Source organism: Corynebacterium aquilae DSM 44791, assembly GCF_001941445.1.
Taxonomy (GTDB): Bacteria; Actinomycetota; Actinomycetes; order Mycobacteriales; family Mycobacteriaceae; genus Corynebacterium; species Corynebacterium aquilae.
Genome location: NZ_CP009245.1, coordinates 1,754,248 through 1,772,172 on the forward strand (window position 1 = coordinate 1,754,248; position 17,925 = coordinate 1,772,172).

A 17,925-nucleotide genomic window follows, 5' to 3' on the forward strand; every position below is an offset into this window, starting at 1 on the left:
ATTCTCCTTCGCGAACAAGTTTGTAGTGCGTTGCTGCCACTGTACGTGGCGGATGAGTTTGTGTGCTGCCCACCTGCCCTATAAAGCGGCCAGTGCCTCACACCGGCTTACTGCGACACAGTGGTTGGGGTGCGTGTGGTCTTTGGGCGCCTGGCGGGTGCTGGTGGGGTGGGTGGGCTGTGTGTGCAGTGCCCATGATAGTTGGTGGGCACAGACGAACCCGCCCCCGAGACGTTTTCCTGTAATCCACCTGGGTGGGGGAAGTCGTCTTGGGGGCGGAGGGTGCCGGTGGCTACCGGCGGTGGTTGCCGGCGGTGTTAGTCGCGCGGAACCTCAACCATTTCGTAGGCCTCGATGATGTCGCCGACCTGGATGTCCGGGTAGGACAGAACCATACCGCATTCGTAGCCTGCGGAGACCTCGGTGGCATCGTCCTTTTCGCGGCGCAGCGAGTCGATGTTGGCTTTTTCGACCACCACGTTGCCGTCGCGCACCAGGCGGACGGAAGCGTTGCGGCGAACCTTGCCGGATTCGACCATGCAACCTGCGATGAGGCCGACTGCGGAAGCCTTGAACAGGGCGCGGATTTCGGCGCGGCCGATTTCCTTTTCCTCGTAGATGGGCTTGAGCATGCCCTTGAGGGCTGCTTCCATGTCCTCGATGACGCGGTAGATGACGCTGTAGTAGCGGATCTCCACACCTTCGGCGTTGGCTTCCTCGGTGGCTTTGCCTTCGGCGCGAACGTTGAAGCCAATGATGACTGCGTCGGACGCGGCGGCCAGGGACACGTTGGTTTGGGTGACGGCACCAACACCACGGTCGATGATGTTGAGCTGCACCTCGTCGTCGACCTCGATCTTCATCAGGGCCTCTTCCAAGGCCTCGACGGAGCCGGCGTTGTCGCCCTTGAGGATCAGGTTCAGGGTGGAAGTTTCCTTCAGCACCGAATCCAGGTCTTCCAGGGAGACACGCTTGCGGGTCTTGGCCTGCAGCGCGTTGCGCTTGCGGGCGTTGCGACGATCGGCGATCTGGCGGGCAACACGGTCGTCTTCGACAACCAGCAGGTTGTCGCCGGCGCCGGGCACGGAGTTCAGGCCCTGCACCTGGACGGGGCGGGACGGGCCTGCCTCGTCGACGTCGTTGCCGTATTCGTCAACCATGCGGCGCACGCGGCCGTAGGCGTCACCGGCGACAATGGAGTCGCCGACGCGCAGGGTACCGCGCTGGACGATGACGGTGGCCACGGGGCCGCGGCCACGGTCGAGGTGGGCCTCAATGGCGACACCTTGGGCGTCCATGTCGGGGTTGGCGCGCAGATCCAGAGAGGCGTCAGCGGTCAGCAGGACTGCTTCCAGCAGGCCGTCGATGTTGATGCCCTGCTTCGCGGAGATGTCCACGAACATGGTTTCGCCGCCGTACTCTTCCGGAATCAGACCGTATTCGGTCAGCTGACCACGGATCTTGTCCGGGGAGGCGCCTTCCTTATCGATCTTGTTCACGGCGACGACGATCGGGACGTCGGCTGCGGTGGCGTGGTTGATGGCCTCAACGGTCTGGGGCATCACGCCGTCGTCAGCGGCGACGACCAGGATGGCGATGTCGGTGGACTTGGCGCCACGGGCACGCATCGCGGTAAACGCTTCGTGACCCGGGGTATCCAGGAAGGTGACCAGGCGTTCGCCGTCTTCGAAGTCGACGGGAACCTGGTAGGCACCGATGCCCTGGGTGATGCCGCCGGCCTCGCCGGAGCCGACGTTGGACTTACGGATGGTGTCCAGCAGTCGGGTCTTACCGTGGTCGACGTGACCCATGACGGTGACCACCGGGGGACGCTTGGCGAGATCTTCTTCGTCGCCTTCGTCCTCACCGAACTGCAGGTCGAAGCTCTCCAGCAGCTCACGGTCTTCGTCCTCGGGGGAGACGACCTGAACCTTGAAGTTCATCTCTTCACCGAGCAGCATCAAGGTCTCATCGGACACGGATGCGGTTGCGGTGACCATTTCACCCAGGTTGAACAGGGCCTGGACCAGTGCGGAGGAATCGGCACCGATCTTGTCAGCGAAGTCAGACAGGGAAGCGCCGCGGGCTAGACGCAGGGTCTTGCCACCGCCGTCGGGCAGACGAACGCCGCCGATGACGTTGGGGGCTTGCAGTGCCTCGTACTCGTTCCGCTTTTGACGCTTCGACTTACGTCCGCGACGCGGTGCGCCACCGGGACGACCGAATGCGCCTGCTGCGCCGCCGCGACGTCCACCGCCACCGCGGGGGCCACCGCCACCGCGGCCGAAACCGCCACCGGGGCCGGAGTTGCCTCCACGGCCGCCGGAGCGTCCACCAGCAGCAGACTTCGAGGGCATTGCACCCGGGCTCGGGTGGTTCGGCATCATCGCCGGGCTCGGACGACGTCCGCCGCCCTGGCTGGCACTGCCGGCCGGTTGCGGGCGTGCGCCACCCTGGCCGGGCTTGCCGCCACCCTGCGGGCGGGGGCCACCGGGGCGCGGGGCGTTGTTGCCGCCGCGTCCGCCACCCTGGCCGGGCTTGCCGCCGCCTTCAGCGCCCGGGCGGGGGCGGGAAGCGGGACGGGGAGCCGGGCGGGTGCCGGTGCTGAAGGGGTTGTTAGCGACGCGAGGGGTGCGACCGCCGGGCTTCGGGCCGGGCTTTGCCATGGGGCGCGGTGCCACCGGCTTGCTATCGGCCTCGGCGGGCTTCTTTTCAGCCTTGGGCTCAGCTGCAGGCTTTGCGGCTGCGGCAGGAGTCGGTGCCGCGGGTTTCGCGGCAGGCTTAGCGGGCGCGGACTGCTGTGCAGCCTTCGGCTTGTCAGCCTCTGCAGCCTTTTCGGGCTCCGCCTTGGCGGCCTTAGCTTCAGGCTTCGCGGCCGGCTTCGGGCCGGGGGTAGCGGCCTTCTTTTCGGTGGTGGCTGCCGGCTTAGCAGCAGCCTTCTTGGCGGGAGCCTTCTGTTCCTTCGCCTCATCAGCAGGCTTATCTGCCTGCATCTTGGCGTAGTGGGCTTCCATCTTCTTGACCACGGGGGATTCCACCGTGGAAGACGCCGTCTTGACGAACTCTCCCTGAGCCTTCAGCTCAGCGAGTAGTTCTTTGCTGGTAATCCCAAGCTTCTTTGCGAGCTCATGGACACGTAGCTTTCCGGGCACTTTTCTCCTAGTTCCTAGAAGTCACCAGACCCGGAAAGGCCTGCGTGACTCCTATTGTCGTGTGATGACGTTCATCGCTGATGTTTCATCGTGTGCTCATCAGTGTTTTAAGTCTTTCCTTGAATCAAGGTCGGCACTCTCGTCATTTCTGACTATCGACGAGTTGCTCAATGTACTGACGTACACGACCTGCATCCGCTGGCGCGGACACCTTCAATGCACGCTCAAACGCGCGGCGTTTCAGCGCTCCCTTAACCGCCTCGACGGTCGGCTCGATCCAACAACCACGCCCCGGCAAGCGGCGGCGCGGATCAGGGACGAGCTGTCCGGATTCGGTGTCGACGACCACCCGCAGCAATTGGCTGGCGGGATAGCGCCGACGACGAGCAATACAGGTACGAATGGGTTCACCTGGGGCAGATGCCGCTGGGGCACTGGTTTCCGGGTGGCGAACCGACATTCATCTCCTTCACACACGTGATGCGCTTGTTGTCTCGAAGCAGGTGACAGGTGGCCGGTGAAAGCCTTCGCATCACAAGATGCGGGGTATTCACTGCCCTCTAGTCACGGCCGCTAGCTTTCGTGCAATCACGGCCAACGGCATGGTGGGAATACAAAGTAGCTGACACCAGGCCAGAAAAGGCCTTTGGTCCTCGCCGCGTGGATCGCAGAAAAACTGCGCTTGCGCACGTTGCGATCGCGCACAAACGTCTGCTGTGCACGAGCCAACGTCCAACTCTACGCTTTATGTGGGAAAAAAGATAGTTACACCACTGTTGCTTTCCTGCTCGCTTTAAGCCAGTCGAGCTAGGAGCACCGCACCATTTGGCCTAGCCCACAAACGCCACTACCCCACTTCCGGGCACACAGCGTGCGAATGGAAGCGGGGTAGGTTGAAGAAAAAATTGCTTAGGCTTTTTACTCGGCGTCGGAGTGGATGTCGATCTTCCAGCCGGTCAGGCGGGCTGCCAGGCGGGCGTTTTGGCCCTCGCGACCTATCGCCAGGGACAGCTGGTAGTCGGGAACCACCACGCGGGCTTGTTGCTTTTCGGCATCCAGTACCTCGACGCTGACCACCTTGGAGGGGGCCAGGGCGTTTCCGACGAACACGCCGGGATCCTCATCGAAGTCGATGATGTCGATTTTCTCGCCACCCAGCTCGTTCATGATGTTGGTGACGCGCTGACCGCGCGGCCCGATGCAGGCGCCCTTGGCGTTGAGGCCTTTGATGGTGGCGCGCACCGCAACCTTGGAACGGTGCCCGGCTTCGCGGGCGATGGAAACGATTTCGACCGCGCCTTGGGCAACCTCGGGAACTTCGAGCTCGAACAGGTGGCGCACCAGTTCGGGGTGGGTGCGCGAGAGGTTGATCTGGATGCTGCGCGGGGCACGGTTGACACCAACGACGTAGCACTTGACGCGCTGGCCGTGCACTAGTCGTTCGCCGGGGATCTGTTCTGCGGGCAGCAGGATGCCGTCGCGTCCGTCTGCTTCGGTGCCCAGGTGGACTACGGCGATGCCGCGCTCGTTGGCGTGTACGTCGCGCTGCACGACACCGGACATGACGGTGCCTTCGAACTCGGTGTACTCGTCGTAGGCTTTTTCCGCGTCTTTTTCGCGCAGGCGGGCGATGATCGCATCGCGCACAGCCTTGGAGCTGAAGCGGGTGAAGTTGATGGGGGTGTCGTCGTATTCGGAGACCACGTTGCCATCTTCGTCACGCTCAATGGCGATGACGGTGGCGGTGCCCATATCAGTGTCGATATCGATGCGGGCCTCTTCAGCAGCCTGGTCTTCCTTGGCTTCGCGGTATGCCTCCAGGAGTGCTTTAGCAATGGTCTCCAGGAGATCCCGGTCGGACATTCCAGTTTCGGAGGAAATCCGGCGCAGGGCCTCTACATCGATGTTCACTTATTGGTCCTTCCGCTGCGCTACGCAGTCGTCAAACGTCATACCCGCATAGGTGAGTTCCTCTGCGGGCGGTTGGCTGAATTCAATTTCTACCACTGCTTGAGCTACAGAGGAAAACTCGACAACCTCAATGCTGAGGGTTTTACCTTCGCGCAGGATGAGGGCAACGGCGGTGTTGTCCGGGTTCATCGGCCCAATGCGCCCGGACAACTCCCCTGCTTGCTCGCGGGTGATTTTGACCAGTCTTCCCTGGTTGCGGCGCCAGTGGCGGGGCGCGGTCAGGGGGTGGGACACGCCCGGGGTGGTGACTTCCAGGGTGTATCCTGCGCCGAAATTGAGTTCGCCGGAGGCTTCCGCGGCGTCGAAGGCTTGACCAATCTCACTGGAGACAACCTCTAGGGCATCCAGGTCGGGGTGCGCATCGGAGTCGACGGCGATGACCACCGCCGATTTGGCGCCGGCGCGGTGCGCGGTGATTTTTTCGACGTCGAGCCCGTGAGAGGATGCGATGGGTTCAACGTAGGTGTGAAGCTGTTCTGGGGTGGGAAATGCCATAGTGTTTGCCCATGTTACTTGGCTTGGTCGTGCTTGAACACTCGGCAATCACTGTGGCGGGTGTGCTGCCATAGCTTTTTGGTTTGGTGGCTGTGGCAGGGCTTGGTCTGTCGCGGTCTGTCGCGGGTGTGGTGTGTTCACGCTGTGCCGTAGACTTCCTGTCTGTGATGACGTCGTTAACCAGTAGCAGTTCTTTAAGCCCCAGTAAGCAATCCCTCCGGGGTGCTTCGCGTTGTGCCCGGAGTGGCGTGGTGGTGCTGGCGGCATCTGCTGTTGTGTTGTCGGCGTGTGACATTGCGCCGGAGCGCGCCCCGGATCCCACTTTGGCGATTCTGGGAACGTATGCGCTGGCTGATGCGGAGGCGTTGCAGGCCAAACGCCCGGATTTAGCAGCGATTGCGCAGCGTCAGGCCGATGCTTTCTTTGGCGAGGCCGAGCGTTTGTGCGGTACGGATTCCTCCGGCACCGTTATTGCTTCTTGTGCTCCGGTGCGCCCCAGCCAGGAGGAGATTTCTCAGTTGGGGAAGAACATCTCGGGTGAGCCTGAGGCGATCATGGCGAATGCGGCCACACGCATCGTGGATAATTCTGCTGCCTTGGAGAAGTCTTCGATGCCGCTGGTGGTGCGCCTGTATGCCGAGGATGTGATGCTCGGCGGGCAGCAGCCGGTGTTGGATTCTTCCTTTGAGCTTTCTGACCAGGCTGATGTGTTGTCCGCGAAGGATGCGCTGTCGTATGTGTATTCCGTGTTGTATGGGTTGACGGTGGCGGAGGCCTATGCGGAGCCGGGGTTGAAGGAGCAGATTGCGGCTTCGATTGGTGAGCACCGTGAGGTGGCGGCCGATATGACTGAGGTGTTGCAGAAGGCTCCGGGGTTGTCGGCGGTGGATATTCCGGTGGAGGCTGCAGGCTATGAGTTCACGGAGTTTCCGACCCCGGTGGATTCTGGTACGGCGTTGTCTGCCACGGAGCTGGCACACACGAACGAGGTTTTGATGTGGTTTACGCAGGCTGCTGAGGCTGATTCGCCGGCGTGGCGTCGTTATGCGCTGCAGCAGTCGGGCCGGGCGACGTTGGCGTCGGTGCCTTATGTTGATGCCCGTGGCACCCGCCCTTGGGAGGCGTCGTTTGTGCAGTACGAGATTCCGGCAGCCACAGCTGCTGCAGAGCCTGCCGCCGAGTAAGAGGTGTTGTTCACCGGTGTGCTTCAACGCACCCCGGTCAGTTCAAAGCGCCGCAGCCCCTATCGTTGTGTTGGGGGTTGCGGCGCTTTGCCGTGTGCGACGGCGTGGGTGACTTGTGGGTTGTGGTTTATGGAGTCAGGCTTTTTGGATCTGCTGCCATTCGGGCTTGTTGTCGTAGGCGTAGCGGTAGTAGCGGGCCAGTTTGAGTTTGGAGGCCGCGGCTTCGTCGACGATGACGGTGGCGTGGGGGTGCAGCTGCAGGATGCTGGCGGGGCATACGGCGGCTACTGGGCCTTCGACGGTGTCGGCGATGGCTTGGGCTTTGCCTTCCCCGGTGGCGAGCAGCAGCAGGTGGCGGGCTTCGCTGATGGTGCCCAGCCCCTGGGTCAACACGTGGATGGGCACGTCTTCGGGGGAGCCGAAAAAGCGCGCGTTGTCCTTGATGGTTTGGGGGTGCAGGGTCTTCAAGCGGGTGCGCGACACCAGGGAGGAGCCGGGCTCGTTGAATCCGATGTGGCCGTCGGTGCCGATGCCCAGCAGCTGCAGGTCAATTCCACCGGCTTCTTTGATCGCGTCGTCGTAGGCGCGACCAGCCTCAGAGGGGTTTTCGCTCATACCGTTGGGGGAATGCACCCGGTTGTCATCGATGTCGATGTGGGAGGTCAGTTCGCGTCGGATGGTGCGGTAGTAGGACTGCTCGTGATCGCGGTCGAGCCCCACGTATTCATCCAACAGGAAGGCCTGGTGGTTTTTGAAGGACAACTCCCCCGCCTCGTAGCGGCGGATGAGTTCCTTGTAGGTGGCGACCGGGGTGGACCCGGTGGCTAGCCCAAGGGTGCAGGTATCGCGCGTGATGTAGGTGGCGAAAAGGTCGGCAGCGGTGCGCGCGACAGCCTCGGCGTCGGGGCAGATAATGACTTCCACGAAAAACTCTCCTTGACGTGTAGTTGTCGGTGTCGAATGGTGGTGCTATTTCGCGGCTTCGACTGCGGTGGCGAACTGCTTGGTGACGAAGGATACGTCGGTGATTGCGGTTCCGATGATGCAGGTGTCGGCGCCGAGGCGCATGGCTTCCGCGGCCAGTTCCGGGGTGTGGTAGCGGCCTTCTGCCGATAGCAGGGGTTGGGCACCGATGGCTTTGCGGATCTCGATGACCAATTCCAGGTCGGGCCCTGGGGTCTTGGGGCGGTCCTCGGTGTAGCCAGCCAGGGTGGTGGAGATGATGTCTGCCCCATCGCGGTGAGCGGCCACGGCTTCCTCCAGGGTGGCGATGTCGGCCATGATCAGCTTGCCTTCCTCGTGGACGGCGGTCACCATGTCGGCGAAACTGGAGCCGTCGGGCCGGGGGCGCAACGTGGCGTCGACGGCAACCACGTCGGCGCCGGCCTGGGCAACAGCGCGGGCGGAAGCAACGGTGGGCGTGATGTAGACGCCGGTGTCGCCTTCCTTGGTCAAACCGATGACGGGAACCTTCACCGCTTGGGCAACGGCCTTGATGTCGTCGAGACCGCCGTAGCCGCCGCAGCGGATGGCGCTCGCGCCGCCGGCTTCGGCTGCGGCTGCCAGGTGGGCGATGGTGTTGGTGTCGCGCAAGGGGTGCCCGTCGGGTGCCTGGGCGGACACAATCAGTGTGCCCTGGACTTGGGAACGGAACTGAGCGAGGTTCATGGTGGGATTCTCTTTTCGTTTAAGGGGCCGTCGGTGCGCACTGCCCCGATGGCAGGTGGTGGGGTGCCGTGCGGGATCGCACCGGCCCGCGCGCGAGCTGGTCGCGCAGACAAAAGCTGTTATGCACTTGTGGGCGATGACGGGATTTTTTGGGCGTTTTCCTCACCGCCACCGCGAAACATCAGATGTTTACTACTGTAGTCCTTTTTGCCCGGGCTGCGACGCAGAAACCTTTCCACCCGCATTCACCGCCGCGCGCCAACATGACTATCCGTTGTCGCGCACTGCCTGGGCAGCCAGCACCGCAGCACCCACCAGCGGGGCATCGGTGCGCAAATTGGCCACCACGAGGGGAATATCGGCCAATGCCGGCAGCAAGTTTTCGGATAAGCCTCGCCGCAAAGGTTCCTCAATGACAGTCCCCAGGGTGCCTACTCCCCCACCCAGGATGACCGCGTCGGCATCAAGGGCTGCAAGCAGACCCGCAAGCCCCCGGCCCACGCAGTACATGCGCTCGGTAATCACCTCGACCGCGAGCCGGTCGCCTGCGTGATAGCGCTCCATCACCGCCGGCAACGCCAACGCCTCAGGCGAAAGCCCCTGGGCGCGACAATACGCGACCGAAAGCTTCGGCCCGGCACCAACCTCTTCCAAGGTGGAGTACCGGCCTTGAGGATCCGGGCAGGGCGCGTAGGCAATTTCACCGCGACTGTGGTGCGGGGAATCCTGCAGGAGACCATCACGAATGATGGCTCCGCCGATGCCAGTACCAATGCTGACAAACAACACCTCGGTGAAATTGCGACCAGCACCGAAAGTCGCCTCCCCCAGGCCCATCACTCGCACATCGTTCTGGATGGCTACTGGCAGCCCGGTCGCTTCCCTGATGGTGGCCGACAAATCAGTGCCCGCCCAGCCAGGCATGGTGGGTCCTGCGTAAACAATGCGGCCGGCCTTTGGGTCAACCACACCTGGTGCGCCGATACCAATAGCGATCGGGTCCAAGCCTTTGGCCCGGGCCGATGCGATCGCATCCTTTACCGCGACAAGCACTTCAGACAAGACGATGTCTGCCCCTTCTTTGGCGCGGGTCGGCCGGGTTTGGCGAAAAAGAATCGAGGTGGGTTCCACGGCAGCAACCACGCCGGAGGCGATCTTGGTGCCTCCAATATCAACAGCGATAAAGCAAGCTGATTCCCTAAAGTGGTCGAACAAGCCTGAGCGTTTGGTCATTGCCAGATCTCCTCAAAAATCGCAAAGGTGGGGAAAGCAAAAGGACGAGTTTCGCCAACACATATTCCAATGGTTGTGATTGACACTGAGCGAAACTCGTCTCTTCACGGAGTAGGACTCACAAATCAGCGATCAATCTTTGCTTCATCAACGATCGCGTGAATTTGTGCCAGCTCATCGTTGTTCAACGGGGTGTGCGGCGGGGCCATACGGCCATCGGCGAAGACACCGAGGTGCACCAGGGCAGCCTTGAAAGCGCCCAAACCGGCCGAGGATCCACCCATACGGGCGCCGTCACCGACGAAGACGATGCGGAAAAGCTTGTTGAGGCGTTCCTGCTCTGCACGAGCTGCGAGGAAATCACCAGCGGCAGCAGCTCGCGCCAAGCGGACGTAACCTGCCGGGTCAACGTTGCCCAAACCGGGGACGACGCCATCGGCGCCGAAGAAGTAGTTCAGATCAACAGTGGTTTCCGAACCGGTCAAAACCTTGAAATCGGTCAGGCCGCGCGCGTTGCGGGCCTCAATCAACGAACGGGCAGCGCCGTCGATACCACTGGAATCCTTCACGCCACTGATCACGCCCTCCTCAGCCAGCTGCAATAGCAGCCCTTCAGACAGGGTGACATGCACACTCACCGGAATCTGGTAGGCGTACAGCGGAAGCTGCGGAGCCATGTCATGAATCATGCGGAAGTGGGTCAGGATCTCATTGGGGTGAGTGCGCACATAAAACGGTGCGGTTGCCACCAAACCGGACGCCCCCAACTCGACGGCATCGGCAACGTGCTCAGCAACGCGCGGGGTGGTGGTGTCGATGACACCAGCGATCACCGGGACGCGGCCGCGAGCAGCCTTGACCACAGTGTCGATCACCACGCGACGCTGCGCGCGAGTAAGGAAAACAACTTCAGCGGAGGAGCCGAGAACAAATAGCCCGTCGACGCCAGCCTCAATCATGCGCTCTGCCTGCTTAGCAAGCGTCGCCTCATCCACGGTGTAGTCGGCGGTGAAGGGCGTGAGAACGGGGGGAATAACGCCGGTAAATGCGGGAGCAGCCATTTCTAGCAGCGTCCTTTCTTTTTTAAACCACTTGCCCCTTCGGCCACCCTCAAAGACAAACGGGCCAAACTGGGGAAATGGTAAATGATGGAAATCGCACTTGGTGCGAACTGAACTGTCCAACATTCAAGCCACAAAGAACTCGAATTCAACAGAGTTGGAAACATCAGACATCTGATGTTTCTTTATGATTTGAGAATACAAGAAACCGGCCCCACCCCCACAGGCCCAGGGGCCCAAAAAGCACATCACCCGACCGATAGCGCAAAGCCGTGAAGAAAACTGGCTGGCAGTGGCGAAAAAACTTTAATTATGTTTTGTGTCACATCCGCCGCGGCGTTGTGACCAAACATTCAATGTTTATTAATTTTCGCTTACCGCACACCAATAGTCCACACGGCTATGCACTCTGAGCTATTACCCCAAATGTGCTTCTTCCACATCGACCGGCGCCCGCGCCGCCAAAGCACGAACCTCCGTATCGGTCATGTTGGGAGCCAAGGGGTGGTGGCACGCCACCAAGTGGGCGTGAGTACCATCGGGCACACTCGCCAAATCCGGCATCGACTGTGCACAATCGTCCGAGGCAGACCAGCAGCGAGTACGGAAAGGACAACCGCTGGGAGGATTCACCGCACTGGGCACACGTCCCTGCAGCGGAATCGGATCCGCGTCACGAATCAGCGATGGAGCCGCGGAGAACAATGCGCGGGTGTACGGATTCCGTCCGCCCTCAGGCAGCGTGGAGGCTGGAGTGCGTTCCAGGATGCGACCGAGATACATCGTGGCAATGTTGTCCGAAATACGCTTCACGGTGGAGATATCGTGGGAGATAAACACCATCGTCAGATCCATTTCCTCCTTCAATTCCAGCAGGAGGTTGAGAATCTGGGCGCGCACCGACACATCCAGCGCGGACGTTGGTTCATCCGCGATCAAAATGTCAGGACGCACCGCCAAAGCACGGGCAATAGCCACACGCTGGCGCTGACCACCAGACAACTGCGCCGGCAAAGCGCTGGCGGTACTGCGGGGCAGACCCACCTTTTCCAGCAGATCCAGGGCGCGTTCTTGACGCTCCTTGGAGCTACCGACCTTGTGCACATCCAAAGGGTCACGCACGATGTCGAGCACCGGCATGCGACGGTTCAACGCGGTGGAAGGATCCTGGAAAATCATCGACACGCGCGAGCCCAAGAAATTGCGCTTCTTTCGGCCGCGCAACTTGGTCACGTCGACACCGTCGATAAAGACGGAACCATTGGTGGCGTCTTGCAGACCGACGAGCACCTTGCCGAGGGTGGACTTACCGCAACCAGATTCGCCCACCACACCAAGGGTCTCGCCCTTAGCGATGGATAGGTTCACATCCCGGTTGGCGAATAGTTGCGAGGCGGCAAAGCCTTTGCCCTGCACCTTGTGGATGACGTCCATGTGTTCCACACGGACGAGTTCTTCGCCGCGGGCGACCTGTGCGGTTTCGTTGATGATGTTTTTTGCACTGCTCATCGCTTACACCTGCTTTGCTTCCGCGACCTGCGTCGCAGGCTCCGGGTAGTGGCACGCAACCTGGTGGTTGTCCGCTCCAGTGATGGCGGGGAACTCTGCCGCGCACTTCGTGGTGGCCAGGGGGCAGCGGCCAGCGAAACGACAGCCAGCCGGGAACTCCGACGGCGGGGGAACCGTGCCAGGGATCTGGCTCAGCACATCAGCGTGGTGCTCCACCGACAGCACGGAAGCCAACAGGCCACGGCTGTAGTGGTGGCGCGGGTTGCCAATCACTTCTGCGGTATCGCCGGTTTCGCAAATGCGACCGCCGTACAGCACAGCCACCCGGTCGGCGGTATCCGCCACCAAAGCCAGGTCGTGGGACACCAGAATCAGCGCGAAGCCGAGCTTCTTTTGCAGATCAACCAGCAGCTCAATCACCTGTGCCTGAACCGTCACGTCCAGGGCGGTGGTCGGCTCGTCGGCGATGATCAGCGAGGGGTCACGGCTCAGCGCCATAGCGATCACGACACGCTGACGCTGACCACCGGACAACTCGTGCGGGTAGGAGTTCAAAATGCGCTCCGGAGGCAAGCCCACCAGCTGCATGAGCTCTTCTTTTCCGCGGGTGCCACCACGCTTGATCAACTGGTCAAGCTGAGCACTAATCTTCATCGAGGGGTTCAGTGCGCCCAAGGCATCCTGGTAAATCATCGCGATCTCGCGACCCAAAATATTTTGGCGCTGCTTCAACGTCAGGTCTGTGATGTCTCGACCGTTGAACACGACCTTGCCCGTGACCTTCGCGGTGGAAGCCTGCAGACCCATGATCGTCAAGGTGGTCAAAGACTTACCGGAACCCGATTCGCCGACCAGGCCGAAGATCTCGCCGCGGCGAACGGAGAAGCTCACGTCGTGAACCACATTGGTATCGCCGTAGCGTGCGGGGAAACCGATGGAAAGATTTTGTACATCGATCACGGTGTCCGAATCGGGAACAACGCGGGCGTTGGCGGCGATGCGCTTGCCGGCCAGATCCACGCCGGGAACCTCAAAGGTGGTTCCTTCCGGCTTTTCGGTCAGCTCACGTACCTTGGTGTCGGCCACCGATGCGCTGCCGGCCTTCGAAGCGCCGGCCGAAGCCCACGCGTCGGAAATACCCTCAGCGACAATGTTCAGGGCCAGCACCGTAGCCAGGATCAGCATGCCAGGCCAGAAGGTAGCCCACCAGGCACCGGCGGCAACCAGTTCCTTACCGTCGTTAATGACAGAACCCCAGGATGGGTTCGGGGGCTGAATGCCCGCGCCCAGGAAGGACAGCGATGCCTCGAAAACGATGGCATCTGCCACCATGACGGTGGCGAACACCAGCACCGGGGCGGCAATGTTGCGGGCGACGTGCTTAATAAGAATGTGGGGTTTGGTGGCGCCGAGAACCCGTTCAGCGGCCACATAGTCTTCCGAGTATTGCGCCATCACGTTGGCACGAACCACACGCGCAACGGAAGGGGTGTACAGGAAGGCGATGGTAACGACGATGACGCCAATCGAGTTACCGAAGACGGTCACCAAGACGGCTGCCAGCGCAATACCGGGGAACGCCATAATGACGTCCAAGGTGCGCATGACGAACTCGTCGACGTATTTGTGGCTGGTGCCGGCGATGGAGCCCAGAATGGATCCTGCAATCAGCGCCAGGCCAGTAGCACCGAAACCAATGATCAGCGACCAGCGGGTGCCGACAAGGAGTCGGGAGAAAACGTCTCGGCCGAGGGAGTCGCCGCCCATGAGCATTTCGGAGTTCGGCGGGTTACCGGGGGCGCCGACAAACTCGAGGGGGCCGAAGGGCGCCAGTTGGCGACCGAAGAATCCAACGAACACAACGATGGCCACGAAGGTGAACGCAATGATGGTGGGAACGTTGGGACGTTTGAAGCTGACCTTTTTGCTAGACAGCCTATTGGCAAGGTTCTTTCGCATTAGTGACCACTCCTCATGCGGGGGTTCACGACCGCGTACAGGATGTCAACGATGAGGTTGACGACCATGAACACGAGGGCGATGGTGAGCACGGCGCCTTGCACCAGGTTGGTGTCGCCGGTGGTGACGGCACGCAGGATCACAGATCCCATGCCGGGGATGGTGAAGATGGCTTCGACCACCACGGTGCCACCGATGAGCATGCCGATACGCAGGCCCAGCACGGTCAGGGGGTTAATGAGCGCATTGCGCATCACATTTTTTGCGACAACCACCGGGTAGGGCACGCCCGACCCGACCGCAGTGCGCACATAATCGCGGTCGAGTTCTTCCACCACGGAGGTACGCACGATACGGGTCAGGGAGGCGGCGACCACCACCGCGACCGACACGGCCGGCATGATGATGGACTTTGCCCATGCCTCGGGGTTGACGCTCAGTGGCACGAAGCCACCGGAGGGCAGCCAGCCCAGTCCGACGGAGAACTGCTGGATCATGAGGATCGCAAGCCAGAAAGTCGGAAGGCTGACGCCCAGAAGGCTCACCAGGCGGATGACTTGATCCACCCAGCGATCCCGGTAGAGGGCAGCGATGGTGCCGAGGATCACGGACGTGATAACTGCAATAAGCAGACCCACACCGGCAATTTGTGCGGTGATGGGCAACGCGCCCTTAATAACCTCGCCAACATCCTTTTGCGGCGGCAATGTGTGCCCAAAATCCAAGTGAGTCAGATTTTTCAACATGGTCACATAGCGCACCGCGACCGGGTCATTAAGACCGTTAGCTTCGCGGAAAGCGTCGAGTTGTGCTTCCGAAGCCGCATCGCCCAAGGCGGAGCGGGCCGGATCGACGGGAGAAAACTCCATCACGACGAATACGAGCAATGTGACGCCCAAAAACATGGGCACCATGAGGGCGATTCGCCGCAGGATGAGTTTGATCATCGCTGCCATGGCGGGACTAGACCTTCTTTACGTTGAGGAAGACGAGAGCGTTAGACGGGGACGGCTTGAAGCCTTCGATCTGCTTCTCGTTCCATGCGGTGATGTTCTTGACGTGGAACAGCGGGTACAGCGGCACCTGCTGTGCAACAGCGTCGAACACTTCCTTGTACAGTGCTTCGCGCTTGGAGTCGTCCTGCTCCTGGGAAGCCTCGTCCAGCTTGCCCTTGATGATGTTGAACTCCGGGTCCTGAGCGAAGCGAGCACGGTCGCCCATCCAGGTGTCGGAAGCGTAGTACCAACGCAGCAGCAGGTCGGCGGAGGAACCGTAGATGGACGGGTCACCGGAGGCCAGCAGGGCGCGGAACTTATCGCTAGGCACCTCGTTCTGGTACACCGCGGCGGAAGCCAGGGTGTTCAGGGTGACGTTGACGCCGATTTCCTTCCAGTTGGACTGGATGATCGGGCCGGCAGCCTTGACGAAAGCGACGTCGGTGGTGACCAGCTCGAAGTCGAGGCTGTCCACACCAGCTTCCTTCAGCAGGGACTTTGCCTTGTCCGGATCGTGGGAGTAAACCGTGGAGGCCTTCTGGTAGGACGGGTTTGCGTCATCCAGGTAGCAGGTGGCCGGGGTGGCGAAGCCGTTGGCTGCGACCTTGACGATCTGCTCCATGTCCAGTGCGTAGAACAGAGCCTGACGGACGCGCACGTCGTCGAAGGGCTTTGCGGAGCAGTTGAACATCAGGAAGGCCAGGTTGAAGCCCTGCTCGTCAGCCACGGTAGCGGTGGACTTGACGGTGTCAACGTTGAGGAACGGAACGTTTTGAATGGCGTCAGCGGAGCCGGACTGCAGCGCGGACACGCGGGCAGAACCCTCGGTGGAGCAGTTCCAGGTCAGCTTGTCGGCGTATGCCTTCTGGGAGCCGTTGTAGCCGTCGAACTTCTCCATGACGACCAGTGCGGACTCGGCAGAAACCAGCTTGTAGGGGCCGGAACCGATCGGCTTTGCCTTGAACTCCTCAAGCTTGTCGGCAGTGTCGGTCAGTGCCTTCGGCACCACCTTGACGACGGTGATCAGCTCGAGGAAGTCTGCGTAGGGGTAGTGCAGAGTAAAGCGAACCTTCTTGTCGTCGACTGCTTCGACCTCCTTAAGGAAGGCCAGGAACGGAGCCAGCAGGGACTTGGTTTCCGGATCCAAGACACGCTTGAACGACCACACGACGTCCTCGGTGGTCACCGGGTTGCCGTCCTGGAAGACAGCGCCGTCGCGCAGCTCTGCTTCCCAGGTGGTGTCGTCAACCTGCTTGGGCATTTCCTTTGCCAGCGCAGCATAAGGCTTGCGGTCGGCAGCAGACAGGTCGGTGATGCCTTCCATGATGTGCCAGATGGCAGGCACGCCAACGGCGGAAGAAGCCTGTGCCGGGTCAAAGGAGCCGGAAAGGGAGAACGCGTAGAAAGCGGGGATCTCGCCGCCTTCCTTGCCTTCGCCGCCGGCGGCGGGCTTCGAATCAGAGTCGGACGAGCCGCCGCCACAGGCGGCGAGCAGGCTGGAGCCTGCGCCGACTACACCAACCGCGCCCAGGGCCTTCAAAAAGCTGCGGCGAGCAAGCGGGTTGGTGGGGATGAACTTCTCGGTGTTCGACATGTTGTCGACCTCCTTGTGTGAGGGACTTTGGGGGTTTTCACGCCGATACAAGTCGCACACAGTACACGCGCCGAAACATTTAGCGACCCTGCAAACGGTTTAGCAATCGGGTGAAAACGTGCGGTTCAGAAACAAACCGCCTCCGCGACCAAATATCAATTAGACATCTGATGTCGGTCATTTCCAGTCTTGCACAACAAAGGGCGTAATTCACACTCGTTGACGAAAGTGTTACCAAGCACAATCTACGGCCGAATGTAAAACATCAGACTTTTCCCGAGGAAAGCTATAAGATAGCCAATGGTGGCACCTTACCCACCCTTGCGGCACGGAACGACCATCCTGGAAGGAATCGATCATGAAAAATCAAGGACGCATCCCCAGGAAAACACTCGCAGAACAAATCAGGGACGAAATCACCGAATACATCATCCAAGAGGGCCTGGACGCAGGGGACCCCATCCCCACTGAAGCGCAGTTAGTTGAAATTACCGGCGCATCCAGGTCAAGTGTGCGCGAGGCCTTAAAGGTCATGGAAACCATGGGTATCGTCACCATTAAGCGAGGACATGGCACTTTCGTGGCCGACACCTCCCTGGATGCGTTGACTGCCCAGCTAAGCTTCGGCGCCCAACGCGGACTCCAGGACGGATGTACCGTGCTATTCGAAACCGTGCAACTACGCGAAATCCTTGAGCAGGGGCTCGCACGGCAACTCTGCATTATCCCCAACATTGACCTCACACCAGCCCGGATCGCTCTGCTCTCTATGCAACGAGACGCCGATGAACACGGAGACATTTCACCGGAACATGACCGAAGCTTCCACACCGGTCTCTACCAGTCCCTAGGCAACAGCCTGGTTACTCCCCTACTCGGCAGTTTCTTCGATGTCTATCAGACAGTCGACCTCGGCCCCGCCGGCACGGCACCCGCTTCAGAGTCGGTGCGCCGCCATGCTGACATCGTCAATGCCATCGAGGCCCGAGACGCTGACGCAGCTGCTTTCGCGGTAACTCGCCATTTCGACATCATTCGTCGACGCTTGTCGGAACACGTCTCATCAGCCACTAACAAGTAAAAACGGTGTGTGAGGTACTCAAG

The 17,925-nt window shown here is 60.9% G+C and carries 14 protein-coding genes; 2 read left to right on the forward strand and 12 right to left on the reverse strand.

Annotation, left to right across the window (positions count from 1 at the left end):
- Nucleotides 1-317 precede the first annotated feature (317 nt).
- From infB to rimP, 4 genes are all read right to left on the reverse strand, one after another.
- Entirely contained in the window at nt 318-3,152 is a 2,835-nt protein-coding gene (infB, locus tag CAQU_RS07440; protein ID WP_075726559.1) for a translation initiation factor IF-2, read from the reverse strand.
- A gap of 142 nt (nt 3,153-3,294) precedes the next feature.
- A complete protein-coding gene (locus CAQU_RS07445) occupies nt 3,295-3,612 on the reverse strand; it encodes a YlxR family protein (protein WP_075726562.1) in 318 nt (105 codons plus the stop codon).
- Nucleotides 3,613-4,070: 458 nt separating this feature from the next.
- Nucleotides 4,071-5,063, reverse strand: a complete 993-nt coding sequence (nusA, locus tag CAQU_RS07450; protein WP_075726563.1) for a transcription termination factor NusA — start codon at nt 5,061-5,063, stop codon at nt 4,071-4,073.
- Nucleotides 5,064-5,618 (reverse strand): ribosome maturation factor RimP, encoded by a 555-nt coding sequence (rimP, locus tag CAQU_RS07455; RefSeq protein WP_075726566.1) that lies wholly within the window; start codon nt 5,616-5,618, stop codon nt 5,064-5,066. It lies immediately after the preceding gene.
- 164 nt (nt 5,619-5,782) lie between these two features.
- Here rimP and CAQU_RS07460 point away from each other — a divergent pair, with 164 nt between their 5' ends.
- The gene (locus tag CAQU_RS07460) at nt 5,783-6,802 is read left to right on the forward strand and encodes a hypothetical protein (RefSeq protein ID WP_157108944.1); all 1,020 of its coding nucleotides are present in this window, start codon (nt 5,783-5,785) and stop codon (nt 6,800-6,802) included.
- 135 nt (nt 6,803-6,937) lie between these two features.
- Here CAQU_RS07460 and nagB read toward each other — a convergent pair whose 3' ends face one another.
- The 8 genes from nagB to CAQU_RS07500 form a co-directional block, all read right to left on the reverse strand.
- Nucleotides 6,938-7,726, reverse strand: a complete 789-nt coding sequence (nagB, locus tag CAQU_RS07465) for a glucosamine-6-phosphate deaminase (RefSeq protein ID WP_075726569.1) — start codon at nt 7,724-7,726, stop codon at nt 6,938-6,940.
- 45 nt (nt 7,727-7,771) lie between these two features.
- Entirely contained in the window at nt 7,772-8,470 is a 699-nt protein-coding gene (locus tag CAQU_RS07470; RefSeq protein ID WP_075726571.1) for an N-acetylmannosamine-6-phosphate 2-epimerase, read from the reverse strand.
- A gap of 267 nt (nt 8,471-8,737) precedes the next feature.
- Nucleotides 8,738-9,703 (reverse strand): ROK family protein, encoded by a 966-nt coding sequence (locus tag CAQU_RS07475; RefSeq protein ID WP_075726573.1) that lies wholly within the window; start codon nt 9,701-9,703, stop codon nt 8,738-8,740.
- A 125-nt stretch (nt 9,704-9,828) separates the two neighbouring features.
- On the reverse strand, nt 9,829-10,764 hold the full coding sequence (locus CAQU_RS07480; protein WP_075726575.1) for a dihydrodipicolinate synthase family protein: 936 nt from the start codon (nt 10,762-10,764) through the stop codon (nt 9,829-9,831).
- A gap of 417 nt (nt 10,765-11,181) precedes the next feature.
- Nucleotides 11,182-12,273, reverse strand: coding sequence for an oligopeptide/dipeptide ABC transporter ATP-binding protein (locus CAQU_RS07485; RefSeq protein ID WP_084562898.1), 1,092 nt, complete (start codon nt 12,271-12,273; stop codon nt 11,182-11,184).
- Between the two features lie 3 nt (nt 12,274-12,276).
- Nucleotides 12,277-14,232: a dipeptide/oligopeptide/nickel ABC transporter permease/ATP-binding protein gene (locus CAQU_RS07490; protein WP_075726577.1), complete on the reverse strand. Its 1,956-nt coding sequence runs from the start codon at nt 14,230-14,232 to the stop codon at nt 12,277-12,279.
- Nucleotides 14,232-15,188, reverse strand: a complete 957-nt coding sequence (locus tag CAQU_RS07495; RefSeq protein ID WP_075726579.1) for an ABC transporter permease — start codon at nt 15,186-15,188, stop codon at nt 14,232-14,234. The genes CAQU_RS07490 and CAQU_RS07495 overlap by 1 nt, the downstream gene beginning before the upstream one ends.
- Before the next feature lie 7 nt (nt 15,189-15,195).
- Entirely contained in the window at nt 15,196-16,821 is a 1,626-nt protein-coding gene (locus CAQU_RS07500) for an ABC transporter substrate-binding protein (protein ID WP_075726582.1), read from the reverse strand.
- Between the two features lie 358 nt (nt 16,822-17,179).
- Here CAQU_RS07500 and CAQU_RS07505 point away from each other — a divergent pair, with 358 nt between their 5' ends.
- The gene (locus CAQU_RS07505; protein ID WP_075726583.1) at nt 17,180-17,902 is read left to right on the forward strand and encodes a FadR/GntR family transcriptional regulator; all 723 of its coding nucleotides are present in this window, start codon (nt 17,180-17,182) and stop codon (nt 17,900-17,902) included.
- Nucleotides 17,903-17,925: the final 23 nt, after the last annotated feature.